General features: G+C 72.4%; 25 protein-coding genes. 20 read left to right on the top strand and 5 right to left on the bottom strand.

The annotated features are described in order from the left end of the window. Positions 1-81: 81 nt before the first annotated feature. The 16 genes from rpmE to RM780_RS09325 all read left to right on the top strand — a co-directional run bounded on the left by rpmE (position 82) and on the right by RM780_RS09325 (position 14,055). A complete protein-coding gene (gene rpmE / locus RM780_RS09400) occupies positions 82-306 on the top strand; it encodes a 50S ribosomal protein L31 (RefSeq protein ID WP_311630120.1) in 225 nt (74 codons plus the stop codon). A gap of 146 nt (positions 307-452) precedes the next feature. After that, complete coding sequence (gene prfA / locus RM780_RS09395) at positions 453-1,523, top strand: peptide chain release factor 1 (protein WP_311630119.1); 1,071 nt, start codon at positions 453-455, stop codon at positions 1,521-1,523. A 25-nt stretch (positions 1,524-1,548) separates the two neighbouring features. Continuing rightward, positions 1,549-2,409 (top strand): peptide chain release factor N(5)-glutamine methyltransferase, encoded by an 861-nt coding sequence (gene prmC / locus RM780_RS09390; protein ID WP_311630118.1) that lies wholly within the window; start codon positions 1,549-1,551, stop codon positions 2,407-2,409. A 114-nt stretch (positions 2,410-2,523) separates the two neighbouring features. Then, entirely contained in the window at positions 2,524-3,171 is a 648-nt protein-coding gene (locus tag RM780_RS09385) for an L-threonylcarbamoyladenylate synthase (RefSeq protein ID WP_311630116.1), read from the top strand. An 11-nt stretch (positions 3,172-3,182) separates the two neighbouring features. Beyond that, the gene (locus RM780_RS09380; RefSeq protein WP_311630265.1) at positions 3,183-3,878 is read left to right on the top strand and encodes an arsenate reductase/protein-tyrosine-phosphatase family protein; all 696 of its coding nucleotides are present in this window, start codon (positions 3,183-3,185) and stop codon (positions 3,876-3,878) included. Positions 3,879-3,976: 98 nt separating this feature from the next. Continuing rightward, on the top strand, positions 3,977-5,395 hold the full coding sequence (locus RM780_RS09375) for an MraY family glycosyltransferase (protein WP_311630115.1): 1,419 nt from the start codon (positions 3,977-3,979) through the stop codon (positions 5,393-5,395). A gap of 216 nt (positions 5,396-5,611) precedes the next feature. Next, a complete protein-coding gene (locus RM780_RS09370) occupies positions 5,612-6,058 on the top strand; it encodes a hypothetical protein (protein ID WP_311630114.1) in 447 nt (148 codons plus the stop codon). 207 nt (positions 6,059-6,265) lie between these two features. Further along, positions 6,266-7,093, top strand: coding sequence for a F0F1 ATP synthase subunit A (atpB, locus tag RM780_RS09365; protein WP_311630113.1), 828 nt, complete (start codon positions 6,266-6,268; stop codon positions 7,091-7,093). 102 nt (positions 7,094-7,195) lie between these two features. Continuing rightward, positions 7,196-7,420 carry an ATP synthase F0 subunit C gene (atpE, locus tag RM780_RS09360; RefSeq protein WP_311630112.1) on the top strand — a complete coding sequence of 75 codons (225 nt, stop codon included), beginning with the start codon at positions 7,196-7,198 and terminating at the stop codon, positions 7,418-7,420. A 37-nt stretch (positions 7,421-7,457) separates the two neighbouring features. Further along, on the top strand, positions 7,458-8,039 hold the full coding sequence (locus tag RM780_RS09355) for a F0F1 ATP synthase subunit B (protein ID WP_311630111.1): 582 nt from the start codon (positions 7,458-7,460) through the stop codon (positions 8,037-8,039). Beyond that, the gene (locus RM780_RS09350; RefSeq protein WP_311630110.1) at positions 8,036-8,860 is read left to right on the top strand and encodes a F0F1 ATP synthase subunit delta; all 825 of its coding nucleotides are present in this window, start codon (positions 8,036-8,038) and stop codon (positions 8,858-8,860) included. The genes RM780_RS09355 and RM780_RS09350 overlap by 4 nt, the downstream gene beginning before the upstream one ends. 150 nt (positions 8,861-9,010) lie before the next feature. Next, positions 9,011-10,582 (top strand): F0F1 ATP synthase subunit alpha, encoded by a 1,572-nt coding sequence (gene atpA / locus RM780_RS09345; protein WP_311630109.1) that lies wholly within the window; start codon positions 9,011-9,013, stop codon positions 10,580-10,582. A 3-nt stretch (positions 10,583-10,585) separates the two neighbouring features. Then, positions 10,586-11,515: a F0F1 ATP synthase subunit gamma gene (locus RM780_RS09340; RefSeq protein ID WP_311630108.1), complete on the top strand. Its 930-nt coding sequence runs from the start codon at positions 10,586-10,588 to the stop codon at positions 11,513-11,515. A gap of 2 nt (positions 11,516-11,517) precedes the next feature. After that, complete coding sequence (gene atpD, locus RM780_RS09335) at positions 11,518-12,972, top strand: F0F1 ATP synthase subunit beta (RefSeq protein ID WP_311630107.1); 1,455 nt, start codon at positions 11,518-11,520, stop codon at positions 12,970-12,972. A 155-nt stretch (positions 12,973-13,127) separates the two neighbouring features. Next, entirely contained in the window at positions 13,128-13,511 is a 384-nt protein-coding gene (locus tag RM780_RS09330; RefSeq protein ID WP_311630106.1) for a F0F1 ATP synthase subunit epsilon, read from the top strand. Positions 13,512-13,605: 94 nt separating this feature from the next. After that, on the top strand, positions 13,606-14,055 hold the full coding sequence (locus RM780_RS09325; protein WP_311630105.1) for a DUF2550 domain-containing protein: 450 nt from the start codon (positions 13,606-13,608) through the stop codon (positions 14,053-14,055). Positions 14,056-14,173: 118 nt separating this feature from the next. Here the strand turns inward: RM780_RS09325 and RM780_RS09320 are convergent, their stop codons facing one another. Beyond that, entirely contained in the window at positions 14,174-14,836 is a 663-nt protein-coding gene (locus RM780_RS09320; protein WP_311630104.1) for a response regulator transcription factor, read from the bottom strand. Further along, entirely contained in the window at positions 14,833-16,065 is a 1,233-nt protein-coding gene (locus RM780_RS09315; RefSeq protein ID WP_311630103.1) for a sensor histidine kinase, read from the bottom strand. Before RM780_RS09315 ends, RM780_RS09320 begins: the two co-directional genes overlap by 4 nt. 149 nt (positions 16,066-16,214) lie before the next feature. Here RM780_RS09315 and RM780_RS09310 point away from each other — a divergent pair, with 149 nt between their 5' ends. Then, positions 16,215-16,811: a hypothetical protein gene (locus RM780_RS09310; protein WP_311630102.1), complete on the top strand. Its 597-nt coding sequence runs from the start codon at positions 16,215-16,217 to the stop codon at positions 16,809-16,811. Here the strand turns inward: RM780_RS09310 and RM780_RS09305 are convergent. The 3 genes from RM780_RS09305 to RM780_RS09295 all read right to left on the bottom strand — a co-directional run bounded on the left by RM780_RS09305 (position 16,808) and on the right by RM780_RS09295 (position 19,192). Continuing rightward, the gene (locus tag RM780_RS09305; RefSeq protein WP_311630101.1) at positions 16,808-17,380 is read right to left on the bottom strand and encodes a cob(I)yrinic acid a,c-diamide adenosyltransferase; all 573 of its coding nucleotides are present in this window, start codon (positions 17,378-17,380) and stop codon (positions 16,808-16,810) included. The genes RM780_RS09310 and RM780_RS09305 overlap by 4 nt on opposite strands. Positions 17,381-17,396: 16 nt before the next feature. Beyond that, entirely contained in the window at positions 17,397-18,161 is a 765-nt protein-coding gene (locus RM780_RS09300; protein ID WP_311630100.1) for an ABC transporter permease, read from the bottom strand. A gap of 245 nt (positions 18,162-18,406) precedes the next feature. After that, on the bottom strand, positions 18,407-19,192 hold the full coding sequence (locus RM780_RS09295; RefSeq protein ID WP_311630099.1) for an ABC transporter ATP-binding protein: 786 nt from the start codon (positions 19,190-19,192) through the stop codon (positions 18,407-18,409). Positions 19,193-19,272: 80 nt separating this feature from the next. Here RM780_RS09295 and RM780_RS09290 point away from each other — a divergent pair, with 80 nt between their 5' ends. The 3 genes from RM780_RS09290 (at position 19,273) to RM780_RS09280 (ending at position 21,317) form a co-directional block, all read left to right on the top strand. After that, a complete protein-coding gene (locus RM780_RS09290; RefSeq protein WP_311630098.1) occupies positions 19,273-19,911 on the top strand; it encodes a TetR/AcrR family transcriptional regulator in 639 nt (212 codons plus the stop codon). 108 nt (positions 19,912-20,019) lie between these two features. Then, on the top strand, positions 20,020-20,889 hold the full coding sequence (locus tag RM780_RS09285; protein WP_311630097.1) for a 3-hydroxyacyl-CoA dehydrogenase family protein: 870 nt from the start codon (positions 20,020-20,022) through the stop codon (positions 20,887-20,889). 134 nt (positions 20,890-21,023) lie between these two features. Continuing rightward, positions 21,024-21,317: an STAS domain-containing protein gene (locus RM780_RS09280; protein ID WP_311630096.1), complete on the top strand. Its 294-nt coding sequence runs from the start codon at positions 21,024-21,026 to the stop codon at positions 21,315-21,317. Positions 21,318-21,437 lie beyond the last annotated feature (120 nt).

Here is a 21,437-nt window from a genome sequence, read left to right as displayed (position 1 = left end):
GCAGACTGGAGCGTCGGCCCCGGTTCACGGCGCGCAAGCCCGCGCGCCGACCCGGAGCCTGCCACGAGCCAAGGAGACCCCGTGAAGCGCGACATCCACCCGGAGTACGTCGAGACGAAGGTCAGCTGCACCTGCGGCGCCTCGTTCACCACCCGCAGCACCGTCGGCGAGGGCAGCATCCGCGCCGACATCTGCTCCGAGTGCCACCCCTTCTACACCGGCAAGCAGAAGATCCTCGACACCGGTGGCCGGGTGGCCCGCTTCGAGGCGCGCTTCGGCAAGAACGCCGGGTCCGCCCGCAAGTAGCGACCCCGCCGGCGCCGGGCCGGCCGTTCCCCCGTACGAGCGGGAGCGGCCCGGGCCCGGCGCCTTTCGCGTCCCTCCCCCGCAGGGCACCCGCGGACCCCGTCACCGGCAGACCCCGCCACGTGCAAGATCAGGAGCGCAGAAGGATGTTCGAGGCGGTCGAGGACCTCGCCGCGGAGCACGCCGACCTGGAGCGGCGGCTGGCCGACCCCGCCGTCCACGCCGACCAGGCCACCGCCCGCCGGCTCGGCAAGCGCTACGCCGAGCTGACGCCCGTCATCGCCACCTGGCGGGAGTGGCGGCAGTGCGGCGAGGACATCGAGGTCGCCCGTCAACTCGCCGCGGAGGACCCGGAGTTCGCCGCCGAGGTGAAGGACCTGGCGGCCCGCAGGGAGGAGCTGACGGACCGGCTGCGGCTGCTGCTCGTCCCGCGCGACCCCAGCGACGACAAGGACGTCATCCTGGAGATCAAGGCCGGCGAGGGCGGCGACGAGTCCGCGCTGTTCGCCGGCGACCTGCTGCGGATGTACCTGCGCTACGCCGAGCGCGTCGGCTGGCAGACCCAGATCCTGGACGGCAACGAGTCCGACCTCGGCGGGTACAAGGACGTCTCCGTGGCCGTCAAGAGCCGCGGCACCCCCGCCCCCGGCCAGGGTGTGTGGGCCAGGCTGAAGTACGAGGGCGGAGTCCACCGGGTGCAGCGCGTGCCGGCCACCGAGTCGCAGGGGCGCATCCACACCTCGGCCGCGGGCGTCCTCGTGCTCCCCGAGGCCGAGGACGTCGAGGTCGAGATCAACGCCGCCGACCTGCGCGTGGACGTCTACCGCTCCTCAGGGCCCGGCGGCCAGTCGGTCAACACCACCGACTCCGCGGTGCGCATCACCCACCTGCCCACCGGGATCGTCGTCTCCTGCCAGAACGAGAAGAGCCAGCTCCAGAACAAGGAGCAGGCCCTGCGCATCCTGCGCGCCCGGCTGCTGGCCGCCGCCCGGGAGGAGGCCGACCGCGAGGCCTCCGACGCCCGCCGCAGCCAGGTGCGCACCGTGGACCGCTCCGAGCGGGTGCGCACGTACAACTACCCGGAGAACCGCATCTCCGACCACCGCGTCGGCTTCAAGGCGTACAACCTCGACCAGGTGCTCGACGGCGACCTGGAGGCGGTCATCCAGGCCTGCGTCGACGCCGACGCGGAGGCCAGGCTGGCGGCGGCGCAGTGAGCGCGGGTTGCGTAGGCTGGGCCGCGTGAGTGCTTCGTCCCGCTCGCTGCTGCTCGCGGAGGTGGCGCGGGCGACCCAGCGACTGGCCGACGCCGGGGTGCCCTCGCCGCGCTTCGACGCCGAGGAGCTGGCCGCGTTCGTCCACAACACCGAACGCACCCGGCTGCACGCCGTCCCCGACGCCGAGTTCGACGCCCGCTACTGGGAGGCGGTGGCCCGCCGCGAGGCGCGCGAGCCGCTGCAGCACATCACCGGGCGGGCGTTCTTCCGCTACCTCGAACTCCAGGTCGGCCCCGGGGTGTTCGTGCCCCGGCCCGAGACCGAGTCGGTCGTGGGCTGGGCGATAGACGCGGTCCGCGCGATGGACGTGGCCGAGCCGCTGGTCGTGGACCTGTGCACCGGCTCCGGCGCCATCGCCCTGGCCCTCGCGCAGGAGGTGCCCCGCTCGCGGGTGCACGCGGTGGAGCTGGACGAGACGGCCCTGGAGTGGGCCAGGAAGAACACCGAGGGCAGCCGCGTGGTCCTGCACCACGGGGACGCCCGCACCGCGCTCCCCGAACTGGCCGGGCAGGTGGACCTGGTGATCTCCAACCCGCCCTACATCCCGCTCACCGAGTGGGAGTACGTCGCGCCCGAGGCCCGCGACCACGATCCGCAGCTCGCCCTCTTCGCGGGGGAGGACGGCCTCGAGGTCATCCGCGGCCTGGAGCGGGCCGCCCACCGGCTGCTGCGCCCGGGCGGCATGGTGGTCATCGAGCACGCCGACACCCAGGGCGGCCAGGTGCCCTGGATCTTCACCGAGGACCGCGGCTGGGCGGACGCCGCGGACCACCCCGACCTGAACAACCGACCACGGTTCGCCACCGCCCGCCGCGTGGCGCGCTGAGCCGCCCGGCCCCGTTCACCCGCCGCCGCGCACCGGCGGCGGTGCCGGCGGCGAAGCGGCCCCACCGGCAGCCACCAACGTCAGCAAGAGCCAGCAAGAGGAGGACGTATCGTCATGGCACGGCGCTACGACTGCGCGGACCCGGCCGACCGCGGGCACGGCCTGCGGGAGGCCGCCTCGGCCGTGCGGCGGGGGGACCTGGTCGTCCTGCCCACCGACACGGTCTACGGCATCGGCGCGGACGCCTTCAGCGCCGCGGCCGTCGCCGACCTGCTGGAGGCCAAGGGCCGCGGGCGGGGCGTTCCCTCGCCGGTGCTGGTGGGCTCGCCCACCACGCTGCACGGCCTGGTCACCGACTTCTCCGAGCGGGCCTGGGAGCTGGTCGACGCCTTCTGGCCCGGCGCGCTGACCCTCGTCGCCCGCCATCAGCCCTCCCTGACCTGGGACCTGGGGGAGACCCGCGGCACCGTCGCCGTCCGGATGCCCCTGCACCCCGTCGCCCTCGAACTCCTCAAGGACGTCGGCCCGATGGCGGTCTCCAGCGCCAACCTCACCGGGCACCCGGCACCCCAGGACTGCGACGGCGCCCAGGAGATGCTCGGCGACTCGGTCGCCGTCTACCTCGACGGCGGGCCCACCCCGGACACCGTCCCCTCCTCGATCGTGGACGTCACCGGTCCCGTTCCGCGGCTGCTGCGGGCCGGGGCGGTGAGCGCGGAGGAGCTGCGGAAGGTCGTGCCCGATCTGGAGACCGCGCATTGACGCCGCCCGCCATACCGCCTCCCCAGGTGCCCCCGCCCGCCGCGCCTCCGCCCGCGCCGCGGCCGGTCTTCCGCATCCTGCACGTGAGCACGGGGAACGTCTGCCGCTCGCCGATCACCGAGCGGCTGACCCGGCACGCCCTGGTCGAGCGCCTGGGCGGCCGGGCCGTCGGCGTGGTCGTGGAGAGCGCCGGCACCTGGGGGCACGAGGGCGCGCCGATGGAGACGCACGCCGCGCAGCTCCTGGACGAGTACGGGGCCGACCCCGCCGGGTTCGCGGGCCGGGAGCTGCTGGACGAGCACGTGGTCGAGGCCGACCTGGTGCTCACCGCGACCCGCGACCACCGGGCGCAGGTCATCTCCATGGGGCACTCCGCGGGGCTGCGGACGTTCACCCTCAAGGAGTTCACCCGCCTGGTGCGGGCCATCGACACCGCGACGCTGCCCGACGCCCGCACGCCCGAGGAGCTGGTGGACCGGGCCCGCGCGCTGGCCAGCGCCGCCGCCGCCCTGCGCGGCTGGCTGCTGGCACCCACCGCCGAGGCGGACGAGGTGCCCGACCCCTACGGCGCGCCCCTGGCGTTCTTCCGTTCGGTGGGCGAGGAGATCCGGGCCGCGCTCGATCCGGTGGTGACCGCGCTGACCGGCGTGGACGCCCGCCAGGCCCGCGGCGGGCGGCGGGGCTCCGGCCTGGATTCGAGGCGGTAACGAGGCTGCACCGGCGCGGCACCGGCGCGGCCCGGGGGGCCGCGGACATGAGAGGGTGGTGCGCGGTAGCCGGTCCGGCGAGAACTCTGGGGAGCCGAGTGCGCGAGTATCTCCTGACGCTGTGCGTCACCGCGGCGGTCACCTTCCTGCTGACGGGACCGGTGCGGAAGTTCGCCATCGCGTGGGGCGCGATGCCGCCCATCAGGGCGCGCGACGTGCACCGCGAGCCCACGCCCCGGCTCGGCGGGATCGCGATGTTCGGCGGTCTGTGCGCCGGGCTGCTCGCGGCCTCCCAGCTGACCAACGTCGGGGAGGTCTTCCGCACCTCGGACGAGCCCCGCGCCCTGCTGTCGGGCGCCGTGCTGATCTGGCTGGTCGGCGTGCTGGACGACAAGTACGGCGTGGACGCCCTGGTCAAGCTCGGCCTGCAGATGATCGCCGCGGGCGTCATGGTGCTCCAGGGCCTGACCATCCTGTGGCTGCCCGTGCCCACCGTGGGCATGGTCGCGGTCACCCCGATGCAGGGCACGCTGCTGACAGTGGCCATCGTCGTGATCACCGTCAACGCGGTGAACTTCGTGGACGGGCTCGACGGCCTCGCCGCGGGCATGGTCGGCATCGCGTCCGCCGCGTTCTTCCTCTACGCCTACCGGATCTGGTACGGCTACGGCATCCAGAACGCCGCCCCCGCCACGCTGATCGCCGCCGTGCTGATGGGCATGTGCCTGGGCTTCCTGCCGCACAACCTGCACCCGGCGCGGATCTTCATGGGCGACTCCGGGTCGATGCTGCTCGGCCTGGTCCTGGCCGCCGGCGCGGTGTCGATGACCGGGCAGGTGGACCCGGACGCGATGAGCCTCTTCTCCGGCTCGGAGCGCAACGCCGTGCTGGAGACCGTCCCCGTCTACATGCCGCTGCTGCTCCCGCTCATGATCATCGCCGTGCCGTTCGTGGACCTGGTGATGGCCATCGTCCGCCGCACCTGGAACGGGCGCTCCCCGTTCTCCGCCGACCGCGGGCACCTGCACCACCGGCTGCTGGAGATCGGGCACTCGCAGAGCCGGGCCGTGCTGATCATGTACTTCTGGGCCGCGCTGATCTCCTTCGGCGCGGTGGCCTTCTCGGTGCAGTCGGCCAACGCCCTGCTCGTCCCGGCCGTGATGGCGCTCAGCGCCGTGGGTCTGGCGGTCCTGCTGATGCCGCGCTTCCGGCCGAGGGCCCCGCACTGGGCCCGGCGCGTGGTCCCGCCGCGGTACCGGGGCGGCCCGCGGGACGGGGCGGCGAGCGCCCCGGGCGTTCCGGGAAAGGGTTCGGGCGAGCCGGCGGACGGCCTGAGCGCGACGGCCGAGGGTCCGGGGGAAACGGCCGGCGCGGACCCGGCCGACGGGGCGGGCGCGACGGCCGCCTCCGCGCACCCCGTGGCCCCCGCCCACCGGCCCGCCGGGCTGCACGGGGCCACCGCGGTGGGTGACCGGCAGCGTTTCCCCACCCGGCGCCGGATCGACACCCGCTCCTAACAGATCCGGCCCGCCGCGTCAGCCGCGCAACGCGGGAACTACCGCGTAGGTGTGAGTTCCTGCACACGAACTGGGTAAAGACCTCATCAAATAGTTTGTGATAGCGTTCACGAGACCTACCAGTCCAGTAACCCCGGACACACGGTCCCCGCTCATCCCGCTCGTCCCCGCTCGTCAACGATGACACGTCCCCCAGCCCGCCGGAGAAGCACTTCCATGCAGTCCAACGACGCCCGGATCATCCGCGGCGCCGCGATCCCCACTGCCGCGACTGGTGTGCTCGCCATGGCCATCGGCGCCGCGACGGCGGGGCTGGACGGCGCCATCGGCGCCGGCCTCGGCGTGCTCGTCGCCGGCTCCTTCTTCGCCTTGGGCCTGATGTCCCTGGGGTATGTGGGCCGGCGCTGGCCCGAGCTGTTCTTCGGCGCCGCGTTCCTGATCTACACCACGCAGATGGGCATCCTGCTCGTCCTCCTCCTGCTGCTGCGCGACGCCGAGTTCCTGCACGGCCGCGCCTTCGCGGCCGGCGTCCTGGCCGGGCTCGCGGTCTGGCTGGCGGGCCAGGTCCGCGCCCACGTCAAGGTCCGTACGCCCTACGTCGAGCCCGTCGCGGACTCCGCGTCGGTGCCCTCCGGATCCGCCTCCCCGGGCGGCCGGCCATGACCGGGACCGGCGAGTGCGGGGCCCGGATAAGGGCCGTCTCCGCCTCCTGCTATCGTCCGTCGCCGGAAGGCATCACAGGTGCAAGCCGCGGGCTGTGCGGGACAGCGTCGCGGGCGACGGCCGGCTCTTCCTCCCGCCACACCAGTCCAGTGCCGCTCCGTGGCCTGCCGCCACGCCGACACATCGAGGTAGCCGTTTCCATGCGTCATGCCGAGGGAGCTCACGGTGAGTAACGACGAGGTGCTCGCCTTCGAGACCGACTGCCATCTCTTCGACGGCTGCGGCTTCCCCGCCCCGTCCGAGTGGTCGTTCATCTTCGAGCCGCTGTTCACCATCGGGTCCTTCGAGGTGGACAAGCCGATGGCGCTGGTGGTCCTCAGCACCGCGATCATCTGCGCGTTCTTCTGGCGGGCGTTCTCGAAGCCGAAGGTCGTCCCGGGCAAGTTCCAGCTGGTCGCCGAGATCCTCTACGACTTCGTGCGCCGCGGCATCGGCCGTGAGGTGATGGGCAAGAAGGCCGAGCAGTACGTCCCGCTGCTGGTCTCCCTGTTCTTCTTCGTCTGGCTGATGAACCTCTGGGCGATCATCCCCTTCGCGCAGTTCCCCGCGACCTCGATCATCGCCTACCCGGCCGCGCTGGCCCTCGTCGTCTGGGCCACCTACATGACCCTGACGTTCAAGCACAACGGCTTCGTCGGCGGCATCCGCAACCTCTGCGTGCCCAGCGGCCTGCCCAAGGGGATCTACGTGATCCTCACGCCGATCGAGTTCGTCTCCAACGTGGTGCTGCGGCCGGTCACGCTCACCGTCCGGCTCTTCGCCAACATGTTCGCCGGCCACCTGCTGATCCTCGTCTTCACGATCGGCACCTGGTACACCCTCGGGTCCCTGGTCGGCAGCGTCTACGCCGGCACCTCGATGATCGTGACGCTGATGCTGACGGTCTTCGAGATGTTCATCCAGGCCCTCCAGGCGTACGTGTTCACCATGCTGACCGCGACCTACATCTCGCAGGCCCTCGAAGAGCCGCACTGACCCGCGGCTCCCGGCCCGCAGAACCGCACCATCGCTCGCAGACCGCAAGACAACCGGTGGCCATCCCCCACCGGCTCGCCACAGAGAAGGAATACAACGGACATGTCCGCAGCTCTCGCCGTCGTTGAAGGCAGCGTCAACACCATCGGTTTCGGCCTCGCCGCGATCGGCCCCGGTGTCGGCATCGGCATCATTTTCGGTAACGGCGTCCAGGCCATGGCCCGTCAGCCCGAGGCCGCCGGTCTGATCCGTCAGAACATGCTCCTCGGCTTCGCCGTCATCGAGGCCCTCGCGCTGATGGGCTTCGTGCTCGCGTTCGCCATCTGACGCGCGCGCAGGCGCCCCAACCGATGAAAGGTCCACCATGCTGATCGAACTGCTCGCGGCGGCGGAACACCACGAGGAGCCGCAGAGCCCCGTTGTGCCGGTGGTGCCCGAGATCGTCATCGGCCTGATCTGCTTCGGCGTCGTCTTCTTCATCTTCTGGAAGAAGCTCCTGCCGAGCATCAACCGGGCGCTCGAGGAGCGGCGCGAGGCGATCGAGGGCGGCATCGAGAAGGCCGAGGCCACCCAGGCCGAGGCCAGGCAGACCCTCGACAGCTACAAGGAGCAGCTCGCCGAGGCCCGTCACGAGGCGGCCCGGCTGCGCGAGGAGGCGCGGGAGCAGGGCGCCGCCCTCATCGCGGAGATGCGCGAGGAGGGGCAGCGCCAGCGCGAGGAGATCATCTCCGCGGGCCACGCCCAGATCGAGGCCGACCGCAGGCAGGCCGCCGAGCTGCTGCGGCAGGACGTCGGCCGGCTCGCGATCGAGCTGGCCGGCCGCCTGGTGGGGGAGTCCCTGGAGGACCACGCCCGCCAGTCCCGCACCATCGACCGCTTCCTCGACGAGCTGGAGTCCAAGGCCGGCGCGTCCGTCCCGCAGCAGTCCACTGAGGCGGGGCGATGAGCGGAGCGAGCCGCGACGCGCTCGAAGCGGCGCGTGAGCGCCTGGACGCGCTGGCCGACAACACCGGCGTGGACGCGGCGGCGCTGGCCGCCGACCTGGCGGCCGTCACCGCACTGCTCGACCGCGAGGCGTCGCTGCGGCGGGTCCTGACCGACCCGGCGCAGGACGGCGAGCGCAAGGCGGGGCTGATTCGCGGCCTGCTCGGCGGGCAGGCCGGCGGCGAGGCCGTCGACCTCGTCTCCGGCATGGTCCGCTCCCGCTGGTCCTCCGGCCGCGACCTGGTCGACGCGGTCGAGGAGCTGGCCGACGAGAGCGAGCTGATCGCCGCGGAGCGGGCCGGCGCGCTGGACGCGGTGGAGGACGAGCTGTTCCGGTTCGGCCGGATCGTCTCCACCTCGCCCGAGCTGCGCGCCGCGCTCACCTTCCGCGACGAGAGCGCCGCGGCGGCCGTCGCCAAGGCGGAGCTGATCCGCCGCCTCCTCGGCGGCCGGACCCAGCAGGTCACGGAGCGGCTGATCACGCGCCTCGTGGAACGCCCGCGGGGACGTAGCCTGGAAGCGGGGCTCGACGCCCTCAGCTCCCTGGCGGCGGCGCGGCGCGGCCGTTCCGTGGCGGTCGTCACCTCGGCGGTGCCGCTCACCGACCAGCAGCGGCAGCGCCTCGGCGACGCCCTCACGCGGCTCTACGGCCGCGAGATCCAACTGAACCTCGACGTCGACCCGGCGGTCCTGGGCGGGATCTCGGTGCGGATCGGCGACGAGGTGATCCACGGCACGGTCGCGGACCGCCTCGACGAGATCGGCCGGCGGCTGGCCGGCTGACCCGGCGCCGGCGTCCCGGCGCCGGCCACCACGGGGACACCCCGCTCCGCGGGCCGGAAGGCCCACGGAGCGCAGACAGCAACGAAAGCGGCCCGGGTTGGGCCGTAGTGGACGTACTTACGGGCCCAACAAGGAGAGCAGGGAACCCAGATGTCGGAGCTCACGATCCGGCCGGATGAGATCCGGGACGCACTGGAGGACTTCGTCCAGTCGTACCAGCCGGACGCGGCCTCGCGGGAAGAGGTCGGGACGGTCAGCGTTGCCGGCGACGGCATCGCGCAGGTCGAGGGTCTGCCCTCGGCGATGGTGAACGAGCTGCTGCGGTTCGAGGACGGCACCCTCGGCCTCGCCCTCAACCTGGAGGAGCGGGAGATCGGCGTCGTCGTCCTCGGCGACTTCAGCGGCATCGAGGAGGGCCAGTCGGTGCGGCGCACCGGCGAGGTGCTCTCCGTCGGCGTCGGCGAGGGCTACCTGGGCCGGGTCGTGGACCCGCTGGGCAACCCCATCGACGGCCTGGGCGACATCGAGACCACGGGCCGCCGCGCCCTGGAGCTCCAGGCGCCCTCGGTGATGCAGCGCAAGTCCGTGCACGAGCCCATGGAGACCGGCTACAAGGCCGTGGACACCATGACGCCGATCGGCCGCGGCCAGCGTCAGCTCATCATCGGCGACCGCCAGACCGGCAAGACCGCCCTCGCGGTCGACACCATCATCAACCAGCGCGACAACTGGCGTTCCGGCGACCCGAAGAAGCAGGTCCGCTGCATCTACGTCGCGATCGGCCAGAAGGGCTCCACCATCGCCTCCGTGCGCGCGGCGCTGGAGGAGGCCGGCGCGCTGGAGTACACCACCATCGTGGCGGCCCCCGCCTCCGACCCGGCGGGCTTCAAGTACCTGGCCCCCTACACCGGTTCGGCCATCGGCCAGCACTGGATGTACGACGGCAAGCACGTCCTCATCGTCTTCGACGACCTCTCCAAGCAGGCCGACGCCTACCGCGCCGTCTCCCTGCTGCTGCGCCGCCCGCCGGGCCGCGAGGCGTACCCCGGCGACGTCTTCTACCTGCACTCCCGGCTGCTGGAGCGCTGCGCCAAGCTCTCCGACGAGATGGGCGCGGGTTCGATGACCGGCCTGCCGATCGTGGAGACCAAGGCCAACGACGTCTCGGCGTTCATCCCGACCAACGTCATCTCCATCACCGACGGGCAGTGCTTCCTGGAGTCCGACCTGTTCAACGCGGGCCAGCGCCCGGCGCTGAACGTCGGCATCTCCGTCTCCCGCGTCGGCGGCTCGGCCCAGCACAAGGCGATCCGGCAGATCACCGGCTCGCTGCGCGTGGACCTGGCCCAGTACCGCGAGCTGGAGGCGTTCGCCGCCTTCGGCTCCGACCTGGACGCCGCCTCCAAGTCCGCCCTGGCCCGTGGCCAGCGGATGGTGGAGCTGCTGAAGCAGGAGCAGTACAACCCCTTCCCGACCGAGAACCAGGTCGTCTCCATCTGGTCCGGCACCTCCGGCCTGATGGACGACGTTCCCGTGCCGGACATCCGGCGCTTCGAGCGGGAGCTGCTGGACCACCTGCACCGGGAGCGGAAGGACCTGATGACCTCCATCCGCGAGGGCGGCAAGATGTCCGACGACACCCTGGAGGCCGTGAAGTCCGCGGTGAACGCGTTCAAGCGGCAGTTCCAGACCTCCGACGGCAAGCTGCTGGGCGAGGGCTGATCCATGGGCGCTCAGCTCCGCACGTACAAGCGCCGGATCAAGACCGTCACCGCCACCAAGAAGATCACGCGTGCGATGGAGATGATCGCCGCCTCGCGCATCATCAAGGCGCAGCGCAAGGTGACGGCCTCCAAGCCGTACGCGGACGAGCTGACCGCCGCGGTCACCGCCGTGGCGGCGGGCTCCGAGGTCAGGCACCCGCTGACGACCGAGGCGGAACGCCCCCGGCGGGCCGCCGTGCTGCTGATCACCTCCGACCGCGGCCTCGCGGGCGGGTACAACAGCGGCGCGATCAAGGCCGGCGAGCACCTGACCAGCGAGCTGGTCGCGGCCGGCCGTGAGGTCGACACCTACGTCGTCGGCCGCAAGGGCGTGGCGTACTACGCCTTCCGGGAGCGGTCGATCACCCAGTCCTGGACCGGGTTCACCGACAACCCCACGTACGCCGACGCCAAGGCCGTGGCGGCACCGCTGATCGAGGCCGTCAGCCGCGACGCGGCGGAGGGCGGCGTGGACGAGATCCACATCGCGTACACCGAGTTCGTCTCGATGATGACGCAGACCCCGGTGGAGCAGCGGCTGCTGCCGCTGACGCTGGGCTCGTCCGCGGAGGAGTCCGCCGAGGTCCTCGCCAAGGGGGCCCAGGCGCACGCCCTGTACGAATTCGAGCCCTCGGCCGAGCAGGTGCTGGACGCCCTGCTGCCGCGGTACGTGGAGAGCCGCATCTACAACGCGCTGCTCCAGGCGGCGGCCTCCAAGCACGCGGCGACCCGGCGGGCCATGAAGTCCGCCACGGACAACGCCGAGGACCTCATCAGGTCGCTCACGCGGCTTGCGAACGCGGCCCGGCAGGCCGAAATCACCCAGGAAATCACCGAGATCGTCGGTGGCGCGAGCGCCTTGGCCGACGCGACCGCGGGAAGTGAACGCTGATCATGACCACTGCTGCTGAGACGGCCTCGAAGCAGGCCGCGGCGACCGGCCGCATCGCGCGCGTCCGGGGGCCGGTCGTCGACGTGGAGTTCCCCGTCGACGCGATGCCCGAGATCTACAACGCCCTCACCGTCGAGATCGCCGACCCGGCCCAGGACGGCGCGAAGAAGACGCTGACCCTGGAGGTCGCGCAGCACCTCGGCGACGGCCTGGTGCGCACGATCGCCCTGGAGCCCAACGACGGCCTGGTCCGCCAGGCGCCGGTCACGGACACCGGGCACGGCATCACCGTGCCGGTGGGCGACGTCACCAAGGGCCGGGTCTTCAACACCCTGGGCCGCATCCTGAACGAGCCCGAGGCCGAGAAGGACATCACCACCCGGTGGGAGATCCACCGCAAGGCCCCGGCGTTCGACCAGCTCGAGTCCAAGACCGAGATGTTCGAGACCGGCCTGAAGGTCATCGACCTGCTGACCCCGTACGTCAAGGGCGGCAAGATCGGCCTGTTCGGCGGCGCCGGCGTGGGCAAGACCGTGCTCATCCAGGAGATGATCATCCGGGTGGCGCGGCTGCACGAGGGCGTGTCCGTCTTCGCGGGCGTGGGCGAGCGCACCCGTGAGGGCAACGACCTCATCGAGGAGATGGCCGAGTCGGGCGTGCTCCCGCAGACCGCCCTCGTCTTCGGCCAGATGGACGAGCCGCCGGGCACCCGCCTGCGGGTCGCGCTGGCCGGCCTGACCATGGCGGAGTACTTCCGCGACGTGCAGAACCAGGACGTTCTGTTCTTCGTGGACAACATCTTCCGCTTCACGCAGGCGGGCTCCGAGGTCTCCACCCTGCTGGGCCGCATGCCCTCCGCGGTGGGGTACCAGCCGAACCTCGCGGACGAGATGGGCATCCTCCAGGAGCGCATCACCTCCACGCGCGGCCACTCGATCACCTCCATGCAGGCGATCTACGTGCCGGCGGACGACCTCACCGACCCGGCGCCGGCCACGACGTTCGCCCACCTGGATGCGACCACGGTGCTCTCCCGGCCCATCTCCGAGAAGGGCATCTACCCGGCGGTGGACCCGCTGGACTCCACCTCGCGCATCCTTGACCCGCGGTACGTCTCCAAGGACCACTACGACTGCGCCTCGCGGGTCAAGGGAATCCTGCAGAAGTACAAGGACCTCCAGGACATCATCGCCATCCTCGGCATGGACGAGCTGAGCGAGGAGGACAAGCTCACCGTCAGCCGGGCCCGCCGGATCGAGCGCTTCCTGTCGCAGAACACGCACGCGGCGAAGCAGTTCACGGGCCTGGACGGCTCGGACGTTCCGCTGGACGAGTCGATCGCGGCGTTCAACGCCATCGCGGACGGCGAGTTCGACCACTTCCCGGAGCAGGCGTTCTTCATGTGCGGCGGCCTGGACGACCTCAAGGCCAAGGCCAAGCAGCTGGGCGTCTCCTGATCGGACGCGACGGCACCGACGCACCCGCGGTGCCTTCCCGGGGCGGGGCCGGGTCGTTGACTGGCTCAGTGTCAACGAACCCGACCCCGCCCCACGGGCGCTCCAGGGCGCCAACTATTCTTCGAGAAGCCGGATACTCAGGATGAGGAGCCAACGTGGCTGAGCTGCACGTCGAGCTGGTCGCCGCCGACCGTCAGGTCTGGTCGGGCAAGGCGAGCCTGGTCGTGGCCCGCACCACCGCGGGCGACATCGGCATCATGCCCGGGCACCAGCCGCTGCTCGCGGTGCTCCAGCCCGGCCCCGTGACCATCCGCACCACCGGCGAGACCGGCGAGGGCGCGGTGGTGGCCGCGGTGCACGGCGGCTTCCTGTCGTACACGGACGGTAAGCTGTCGCTGCTCGCGGAGATCGCCGAGCTGTCCGAGGAGATCGACGTGGAGCGCGCGGAGCGGGCCCTGGAGCAGGCGCGGTCGGAGCAGGACGCCGCCGCGGAGCGGCGCGCGGACGTCCGGCTGCGGGCCGCGACGGCGGAGCGCTGAGGCCCCCGCACCACCCGAGCGCACCGCGCGCGGCCGGGGGATCCGGCACCAGGCGGCACTGAGCACATCACGAGGCGAGGAGGTCTTTCAGGCGATGGTCCTCGCGATGCTTGTGGTGGCAGGAGCGCTGGTGGCCGTGGTGGCCCTGGCGCTCTTCGGCTTCGGTGCCCGCCGGCGGCTGATCCAGCGGCCGGGAGGGACGTTCGACTGCAGCGCCCGCTTCGGGCCGCCGCGGGCCGGGCAGTCGCCGGGGAAGGGCTGGCTGTACGGCGTGGCCCGGTACAACGGGGACCACGTCGAGTGGTTCCGCGTCTTCTCGTACGCGCCCCGGCCGCGGCGGACGCTGCAGCGGGACCGCATCCAAGTGCGGGAGCGGCGGCACCCGGGCGGGGACGAGGAGCTGGCGCTGCTGCCGGGGGCGGTGGTGCTCAGCTGTTCGCACGACGGCTCGGACATCGAGCTTGCGATGAGCGAGGACGCGCTGACCGGCTTCCTCGCCTGGCTGGAGGCCGCCCCTCCGGGACAGCGCGTGAACGTGGCCTGAGGCTTGATGCCCGGGCCTTTTTCGTTCCCCCCGAGCGGTCAGTCCACCGGGAGCGGGGAGCCGAGCGGGTCGAGGTGGAGGCGGGCGGAGGGGCGCGGGCGGGCCGGGGATCGGCCCGTCAGCGGGGGGCATGCGGGCCGAGTCTCAACTCCTGGGCGAGGACGGCCGCTTGGACGCGGCTGCGCAGGCCGAGCTTGTGCAGGACGCGGCTGACGTGGGTCTTGACAGTGGCCTCGGCCATGCGCAGCCGGGCCGCGATCTGGGCGTTGGACAGGCCCTCTCCGATGTGCGCCAGCACCTCCCGCTCGCGGGGGGTGAGGGCGGCCAGGGCGGAGTCCGCGTCCGTGCGCGGCGCGGGGGCGCTGCGCGCGAACTCGGCGATCAGCCGCCGGGTGACCGCGGAGGCGATGGTCCCCTCCCCGGCCGCGACCGTGCGGACGGCGGTGACCAGCTCGTCGGCGTCGCTGTCCTTGAGCAGGAAGCCGCCCGCGCCGGCCCTCAGCGCGCCGAAGAGGTACTCGTCGAAGTCGAAGGTGGTCAGGATCAGCACCTCAGCCAGCCGCTCCGAGGTGATCCTGGCGGTGGCCGCCACGCCGTCCAGGCGCGGCATCTGCACGTCCATCAGCACCAGGTCGGGGCGCAGCTCGCGGGCCAGCCGGACGGCCTGCTCCCCGTCTGCCGCCTCCCCGGCCACCTCGATGTCCGGCGCCCCGCGCAGGATGAGCACCAGGCCCATCCGCACGGACGCCTGGTCCTCGGCGACGAGCACCCGGATCGTCATGGCCTCGCCGTCCTCTCCGGGGTCCGTGCCGGGTCGGCCAGGGGCAGCTCTGCCCGCACCTGCCAGGTGGTGGGGGAGGCGGGCCCGGCCGAGAAGGCGCCTTCCAGCAGCTCGGCCCGCTCCCGCATGCCTATCAGCCCGGCCCGCGCGCCCGGCGCCGTGGCCTCGGCGCGGCCGGGGCGGCGGTACGGGCTGGTGACGGTGATCGAGAGGGTCCCCTCCTCCTGGCGCAGCACGACCGTCACCTCGCCCTCGGCGGCGTGCTTGGCGGCGTTCGTCAGGGACTCCTGGACGATGCGGTAGGCGGCCAGCTCGACGGGGGCGCTCAGGCGCGGGGCGTCCGGGGGCCGGTGATCCAGGCCGGTGAAGCGCAGCCGCCCTCCCGCGCCGGCGGCGTTCCGCCCGGCCTGGGCGAGCAGCGCGTCCAGCCCGCCGGGGCCGGTGAGGCTGGGCGTGGCCTCGACCTCCCGGCCGGCGCCCGTGGCGCGGAGCAGCCCGATGAGGCCGCGCATCTCGGCCAGGCCCTGCGTGCTGTTCTCCCGGATGACGGCCAGGGCCTCGCGGGTGGTGCCCGGCTCGTCCAGGGTGAGGGCGGCGGTGGAGTGCAGGGCGATGGCGGAGAGGTGGTTGGCCACGCGGTCGTGCAACTCGCGGGCCATCCGGGAGCGCTCGGCGGCCACCGCCTGTACCCGGTCCCGCTCGGCGAGCAGCGCCGTCTGCTCGGCGCGCAGCCGCTCGGCCGCCGCGGTCTCCCGGTGCTCGCGGATCATCAGGCCGGTCCAGGCGGGGCCCGCCGTGACGGTGGTGAACAGGGCGCCCAGGACCAGGGCGTCGGCGTCCCGCAGCAGCGCGAGGCTGCCGACAGTCACGGCGACGCAGAGGGCCCCGCTGCCGGTGACGACACCGCGGGAGAAGCGGGCGCGGCCGTAGAGGGCGGCGGCGTAGACCACGTCCGAGAACATCAGTATGACCGCGAGCAGGCCGCCGGTGACGCAGTCCGTCACGAACGCGACCGCGGCCAGGGACAGCGCCCAGCCGGGCGCCGTGCGGCGCATCAGCTCGGCGCCGCACATCAGGAGCAGGCCGGCCAGGACCTGGGGGCCGTGCTCCCGGTCCGGGATGATGGTGAAGAGGCCGAACGCGATGCCGATCAGGCCGCCGGCCAGCCCCGTCGCCGCTATGGCGACGTCCAGGGGCCGGGGCCTGAGGGACCGTGCGCTGAGGTGCATGGCTCCATGACAGCACGCGGCGGCGGCCGGTTCGACCCTCGAAAGAGGTACATCGAACGATGCAGGCGGGCGCCTCGGGAATCATCAGAAGCGCGGACGACAGGGGGGTGGGCGGCCGGTCACGCTGGGAGCACGGGAGGGAGTCCAACGTGATCGTCACCTTGATCGTCGCCGCCGAGTTCGGGTTCTGGGCCGTGCTGGCCGCCGGCCTTGCGACGCGCTATCTGCTGCGCAGGCCGCGCCTGGGCGCGGGTCTGCTGCTGCTTCTTCCGGTCATCGACGTGCTGCTGCTCACGGCCACGGCCGTGGACCTGCGGCGCGGCGCGGACCCGTCGGCGGCGCACGGCATCGCCGCGCTCTACCTCGGCTTCACCGTCGCCTACGGGCACTACACGGTGCGGTGGGCGGACGGGCACGCCGCCCACCGGCTCGCCGGGGCGCCGCGCCCCGCCAAGCCCCCGCGCTACGGAGCGGCCCGCGCCCGGCACGAGTGGCGCATCTGGTCGATGACGCTGCTCGCGGTGGCCATAGCCCTGGGCGTGCTGGAGGCGATGATCCAGTACGTGGACGACGCCGACCGCACCGAGTCGCTGCGCGGGACGCAGCAGACGGCTCTGCGCGCCCTGGGCATCCACGCGATCGTCGCGGCGACCTATTCGATCTGGCCCCGGCGCGCGCCGGCCCCCGGCACGGAATCACCCTCCGCGCCCGCGGAGACGCGGGAGATATCCGGCCGGGGCCGCTAGCGGTTCTCCCCGGGCACCCACAGGACGTCGCCGGTCTCCTTGTTGGCGGTCCTGGCCAGGATGAACAGCAGGTCGGAGAGGCGGTTGAGGTAGGTGGCGGTGAGCTGGTTCATGGAGTCGCCGTGACGCTCCAGGGCCGCCCAGGTGGAGCGCTCCGCGCGGCGGACCACGGTGCACGCCTGGTGCAGCAGGGCGGCGCCGGGGGTGCCGCCGGGCAGGATGAAGCTGCGCAGCTTCTCCAGGCCGGCCAGGTAGTGGTCGCAGTCGGCCTCAAGGCGGTCGATGTAGGTCTGTTCCACGCGCAGCGGCGGGTGTTCGGGGTCGGGCACGACGGGCGTGGCCAGGTCGGCTCCGACGTCGAAGAGGTCGTTCTGCACGCGCACCAGCACCGCGCGGACGTCGTCCGGCAGCCGGCCGAGGGCCAACGCCGTGCCGATGACGGCGTTGGCCTCGTTCGCGTCGGCGTAGGCCGCGATCCGCAGGTCCGTCTTCGCGGTGCGGCTCATGTCGCCCAGGGCCGTGGTGCCGGAGTCTCCGGTGCGGGTGTAGATCCGCGTCAGGTTGACCATGACCCGAGGGTAGTGGTCAGGCTCCGGCCTTCCGGAAGAGCTGGGTGCCCAGGGTGACGGAGACCACCGTCAGCGCCGCGGTCACCGCGGCGCCCAGGGCGAGGGAGCCGTCGCCGTAGTCGCCGACGAAGGCGGCCCGCACCCCGTCCACCAGGTAGCGCAGGGGCACGAAGTGGGAGACGACGTCCAGCCAGGTCGGGGCCAGGGCCATCGGCAGCAGGATGCCGGAGAGCAGCATCGCGGGGAGGTTGATGGAGTTCACGACGGGGGCGAATTCCTGGATGGTGTTCACCCGCATCGCGAAGGCGCAGGAGAGGGAGGCCAGGGAGATCGCCAGCGCGGCCACCAGCACGAAGCTGATGAGCACGCCCAGCACCGGGGCCCGCAGCCCGAAGGCGGTGCCGGCCAGGACCACGATGAGGGACTGGACGAGCAGGACCGTGGCGTCCCGCAGCACGCGGCCCAGCAGCAGCGCCAGGCGGCTGAGCGGGGTCACCCGCATGCGTTCGACGATGCCGAGCTGCTTCTCCATGATGATGCCGAAGCCGGCGAAGGCAGCGCCGAAGAGGCCGAGCTGGACCAGCAGGCCGGGCACCAGGGTCTGCCAGGAGTCGCCCTCGCCGCCCAGCGGCACGTCCTCGAGCAGCGGCCCGAAGAAGGCGAGGAAGAGCATCGGCTGGAGCAGGCCGAAGAGCATGCTGATGCGGGAGCGGAGGGTCTGCCGCAGGTAGCGGGAGTAGACCAGGCCGGTGTCCGAGAGCACGGAGGACAGGGAGGACATGACGGGGCGCGTTCCTTCAGGGTGAATGGGGCCTTCAGGGTGAATGGGGCCTTCGGGAGGAGGCGGGGCCTGCGGGACGGGTGGGGGCGGAGCCTGTCGGGCGCTCACCGTGTCTCCTTGTTCTCCCCCAGGCTCCGCGTGGGGGGGACCCCCGTCTCCGCCCGCGCGGCACGGCGCGGCTGTCGTCGTCGCCACCGACCCGGCAGCCGCGCTGGGGGCACCTCCCGATTGCGGGGGAGCGTCGCTCACAGGGCGACGGGCGCGAGGTCGTCGTGCCGCGGGCCGCGGCCGGTGATGGCGATGAAGGTGTCCTGGAGGGTGGCCTCGGGGGACCCGCCGTACCGCTCCTTCAGCGCCTGAGGCGTGCCCTCGGCCACCACGCGGCCGTCGTCCACGATGATCAGCCGGTCGGAGAGGGCGTCCGCCTCGTCCAGGTAGTGGGTGGTGAGGAAGACCGTCGTGCCGTGCTCGGAGCGGACGCGGCGGATGAGGTCCCACAGGTCGGCCCGGCTGCCGGGGTCCAGGCCGGTCGTCGGCTCGTCCAGGAAGAGGATCTCGGGCCGGTGGGTGAGGGCCATGGCTATGTCGACCCGCCGCTTCTGCCCCCCCGAGAGGGCCGAGCACTTGCGGTCGAGCAGCTCGGTCAGGTCCAGGGCCTTGGCCAGCTCCTGGGTGCGGGACTCGGCCTCCGCCTTCGGCAGCCGGTAGAAGCGGCCCTGGCTCGTCAGCTCGCCGGCGACCGTCTCGTTCGGGTCCACGCCGCTGGACTGGGCGACGTAGCCGATGCGCCGGCGCACGGCGGTGGGTTCGCGGGCCAGGTCGTGGCCGGCCACCGTCGCCGTGCCCCGGGTGGGCGTGAGCAGGGTCGTCAGCATCCGCAGGGTGGTGCTCTTGCCTGCGCCGTTCGGGCCGAGGAAGCCGAGGATCTCACCGGGCTCGACGCTCATGTCGATGCCGCGGACGGCCTCCACCGTCCCGCGCTTGGTCTTGAAGGTACGGGCGAGGTCGTGAGTGGTCAGGATCGGAGCCATGTCCCCTAGAAAAGCAGGCAGGGTTGAATTTTGCAACGCCACCAAGTTTTGATTCGGTCAAGGATGGCTACCATGACGACATGGCCGGGCTGAGAGAACGCAAGAAGCGCCAGACCAGACAGCACCTCGCCGACGTGGCGATGGGGCTGTTCCTGGAGCGCGGATTCGACGCCGTGACGGTGGCCGAGGTCGCGGAGGCGGCCGAGGTCTCGGTCAACACGGTCTACAACTACTTCCCGGCCAAGGAGGACCTCTTCCTCCAGGAGGAGGAGGAGTTCGTCGAGCGCCCCTCCGCCCGGGTCCGCCGCCGCAGGCCGGGGGAGTCCGCGGCCGAGGCCATCCTGCGCGGCCTGCGCCAGGACATCGCCGACCGCAGCCCCTGGACCGGCCTCGCGGAGAACTACCACCGCTTCGTCCGCGTCGCCTTCGGCTCCTCCACTCTCATGGCCCGCCTGATGCGGATGCAGCACCAGACCTCCCAGCGCCTGGCCGAGACCCTCCGCGAGGAGGCCCACGCCAAGCCCGACGACCACGTCCCCGACCTCATCGCCTCGCACCTGATGCTGCTCCAGGGCGAGATCTTCCGCACCGCCGGCGTCTGCGCCATGGACGGCGCCCCCCTCGCCACGACGGCCCGCCTGATGCTGGAGAAACTCGACACCGCGGAAATGCTCATGAGCGCGCGCGTTCTCAACTACGCCCGCCGACCCGAGGGCTGAGGACCCGCGCCGGGGTCCGTGACGCGTGTCTCTTCTCCCCCCACGGCCCCCCGCGGGCCGCTAGGGTCGGGACTCCTCCGGGCAGGCCCATGGAACGAGGGAGTACACGTGGCCACCAAGCTCGCCGTCATCGGGGCCGGACTCATGGGAGCCGGCATCGCCCAGGTCGCCGCCCAGGCCGGCTGGGAGGTCACCCTCCGGGACGTCACGGACGAGGCCCTGGCCCGCGGCCGGGCGCGCATCGAGGAGTCCCTGACCCGGTTCGCCGCCAAGGGCCGCATCACCGAGGCCGACGCCGCCGCCGCTCTGGAGCGCGTCACTCCCACCACCGACCTGGACGCCGCCTCCGAGGCCGATGTCGTCGTGGAGGCCGTCCCGGAGCTGTTCGACGTCAAGAGCGAGCTGCTGGCCACCCTCGACGGCCTGGTCAAGGACAGCGCCGTGCTGGCCTCCAACACCTCGGCCCTCCCCATCACCAAGCTCGCCGCCGCCACCCGGCACCCCGAGCGCGTGGTGGGCACCCACTTCTTCTCCCCTGTCCCCGTCATGGCCCTGTGCGAGCTGGTCCGCGGCCACCGCACCAGCGACGAAACGCTCGCCGCGGCCCGGTCGTTCGCCGAGTCCCTTGGCAAGACCTGCATCGTGGTCGAGCGCGACGTCGCCGGGTTCGTCACCACCCGGCTCATCTCCGCCCTGGTGATGGAGGCCGCAGCCCTCTACGAGTCGGGCGTCGCCACCGCCGAGGACATCGACACCGCCTGCCGCCTCGGCTTCGGCCACGCCATGGGCCCCCTGGCCACCGCCGACCTCACCGGCGTCGACATCATGCTCCACGCCTCGGAGAACATCTACCGCGAGTCGCGGGACGGGAAGTTCGCCCCGCCCGAGATCATGCGGCGCATGGTGGACGCTGGCGACCTCGGCCGGAAGACCGGCCGCGGCTTCCACCGCCACCCGCAGAACCCGGCCGCCTCCTGATCACCCTCATGGGTGATTTCGGTTTCGGTTTGAGCAAGGACGGCGATCCCGGTCCCCGGGAGCTGTCACATTTATCAGTCATTGACAAGCGCCACCAGCAGGTGCCACCAGTCCCAGGGGAGCGGGGTACGCGCATGAACATCAAGGGCGACCACGCCGAGCTGACCGTGGGCGGGTGCCTCGACGTGCGCAGCGCCGCCGACGCCCGGATGGCATTGCACCGCGCCGTCGACTCCGGGCAGGGCGACCTCGTCCTCGACCTCAAGCACCTCGACTCCTGGGACGCCACCGGCCTCGGCGTCATCATGGGCGCCCACCGCCGCGCCGGCCGCTGCGGCCGGCGCCTGGTCCTCCGCGACGTCCCCCCGCGCATGCACCGGGTCCTGGTCGCCACCCGGCTCCACCGCATCCTCACCATCGCCTCCTGACGCCCCCACGCGCCCCCGCACCACCCCCCTCCGCGCCCCCGCGCTTCCTCCCGAACCCACCGCCCGGCGGGCCTGTCGGACCCTCCGGGTAGCGTGTATGTATAGGGGAGCCACCGAGAC

It is taken from the genome of Streptomyces boetiae (assembly GCF_031845405.1).
Taxonomy (GTDB): Bacteria; Actinomycetota; Actinomycetes; order Streptomycetales; family Streptomycetaceae; genus Streptomyces; species Streptomyces boetiae.
Note: the sequence above shows the minus strand (reverse complement) of the source record. Positions and strands in the feature narration are given on the sequence as shown.

Coding starts and splice junctions, on each gene's coding strand:
- atpB (WP_311630113.1), top strand. CDS start 6,266: ATGCCGAGGGAGCTCACGGTGAGTAACGACGAGGTGCTCGCCTTCGAG.
- RM780_RS09340 (WP_311630108.1), top strand. CDS start 10,586: ATGGGCGCTCAGCTCCGCACGTACAAGCGCCGGATCAAGACCGTCACC.
- RM780_RS09300 (WP_311630100.1), bottom strand. CDS start 18,161: ATGTCCTCCCTGTCCTCCGTGCTCTCGGACACCGGCCTGGTCTACTCC.
- RM780_RS09290 (WP_311630098.1), top strand. CDS start 19,273: ATGGCCGGGCTGAGAGAACGCAAGAAGCGCCAGACCAGACAGCACCTC.
- prfA (WP_311630119.1), top strand. CDS start 453: ATGTTCGAGGCGGTCGAGGACCTCGCCGCGGAGCACGCCGACCTGGAG.
- RM780_RS09355 (WP_311630111.1), top strand. CDS start 7,458: ATGCTGATCGAACTGCTCGCGGCGGCGGAACACCACGAGGAGCCGCAG.
- RM780_RS09280 (WP_311630096.1), top strand. CDS start 21,024: ATGAACATCAAGGGCGACCACGCCGAGCTGACCGTGGGCGGGTGCCTC.
- RM780_RS09385 (WP_311630116.1), top strand. CDS start 2,524: ATGGCACGGCGCTACGACTGCGCGGACCCGGCCGACCGCGGGCACGGC.
- RM780_RS09320 (WP_311630104.1), bottom strand. CDS start 14,836: ATGACGATCCGGGTGCTCGTCGCCGAGGACCAGGCGTCCGTGCGGATG.
- RM780_RS09325 (WP_311630105.1), top strand. CDS start 13,606: ATGGTCCTCGCGATGCTTGTGGTGGCAGGAGCGCTGGTGGCCGTGGTG.
- RM780_RS09370 (WP_311630114.1), top strand. CDS start 5,612: ATGCAGTCCAACGACGCCCGGATCATCCGCGGCGCCGCGATCCCCACT.
- RM780_RS09315 (WP_311630103.1), bottom strand. CDS start 16,065: ATGCACCTCAGCGCACGGTCCCTCAGGCCCCGGCCCCTGGACGTCGCC.
- RM780_RS09350 (WP_311630110.1), top strand. CDS start 8,036: ATGAGCGGAGCGAGCCGCGACGCGCTCGAAGCGGCGCGTGAGCGCCTG.
- RM780_RS09305 (WP_311630101.1), bottom strand. CDS start 17,380: ATGGTCAACCTGACGCGGATCTACACCCGCACCGGAGACTCCGGCACC.
- atpD (WP_311630107.1), top strand. CDS start 11,518: ATGACCACTGCTGCTGAGACGGCCTCGAAGCAGGCCGCGGCGACCGGC.
- atpA (WP_311630109.1), top strand. CDS start 9,011: ATGTCGGAGCTCACGATCCGGCCGGATGAGATCCGGGACGCACTGGAG.
- RM780_RS09295 (WP_311630099.1), bottom strand. CDS start 19,192: ATGGCTCCGATCCTGACCACTCACGACCTCGCCCGTACCTTCAAGACC.
- atpE (WP_311630112.1), top strand. CDS start 7,196: ATGTCCGCAGCTCTCGCCGTCGTTGAAGGCAGCGTCAACACCATCGGT.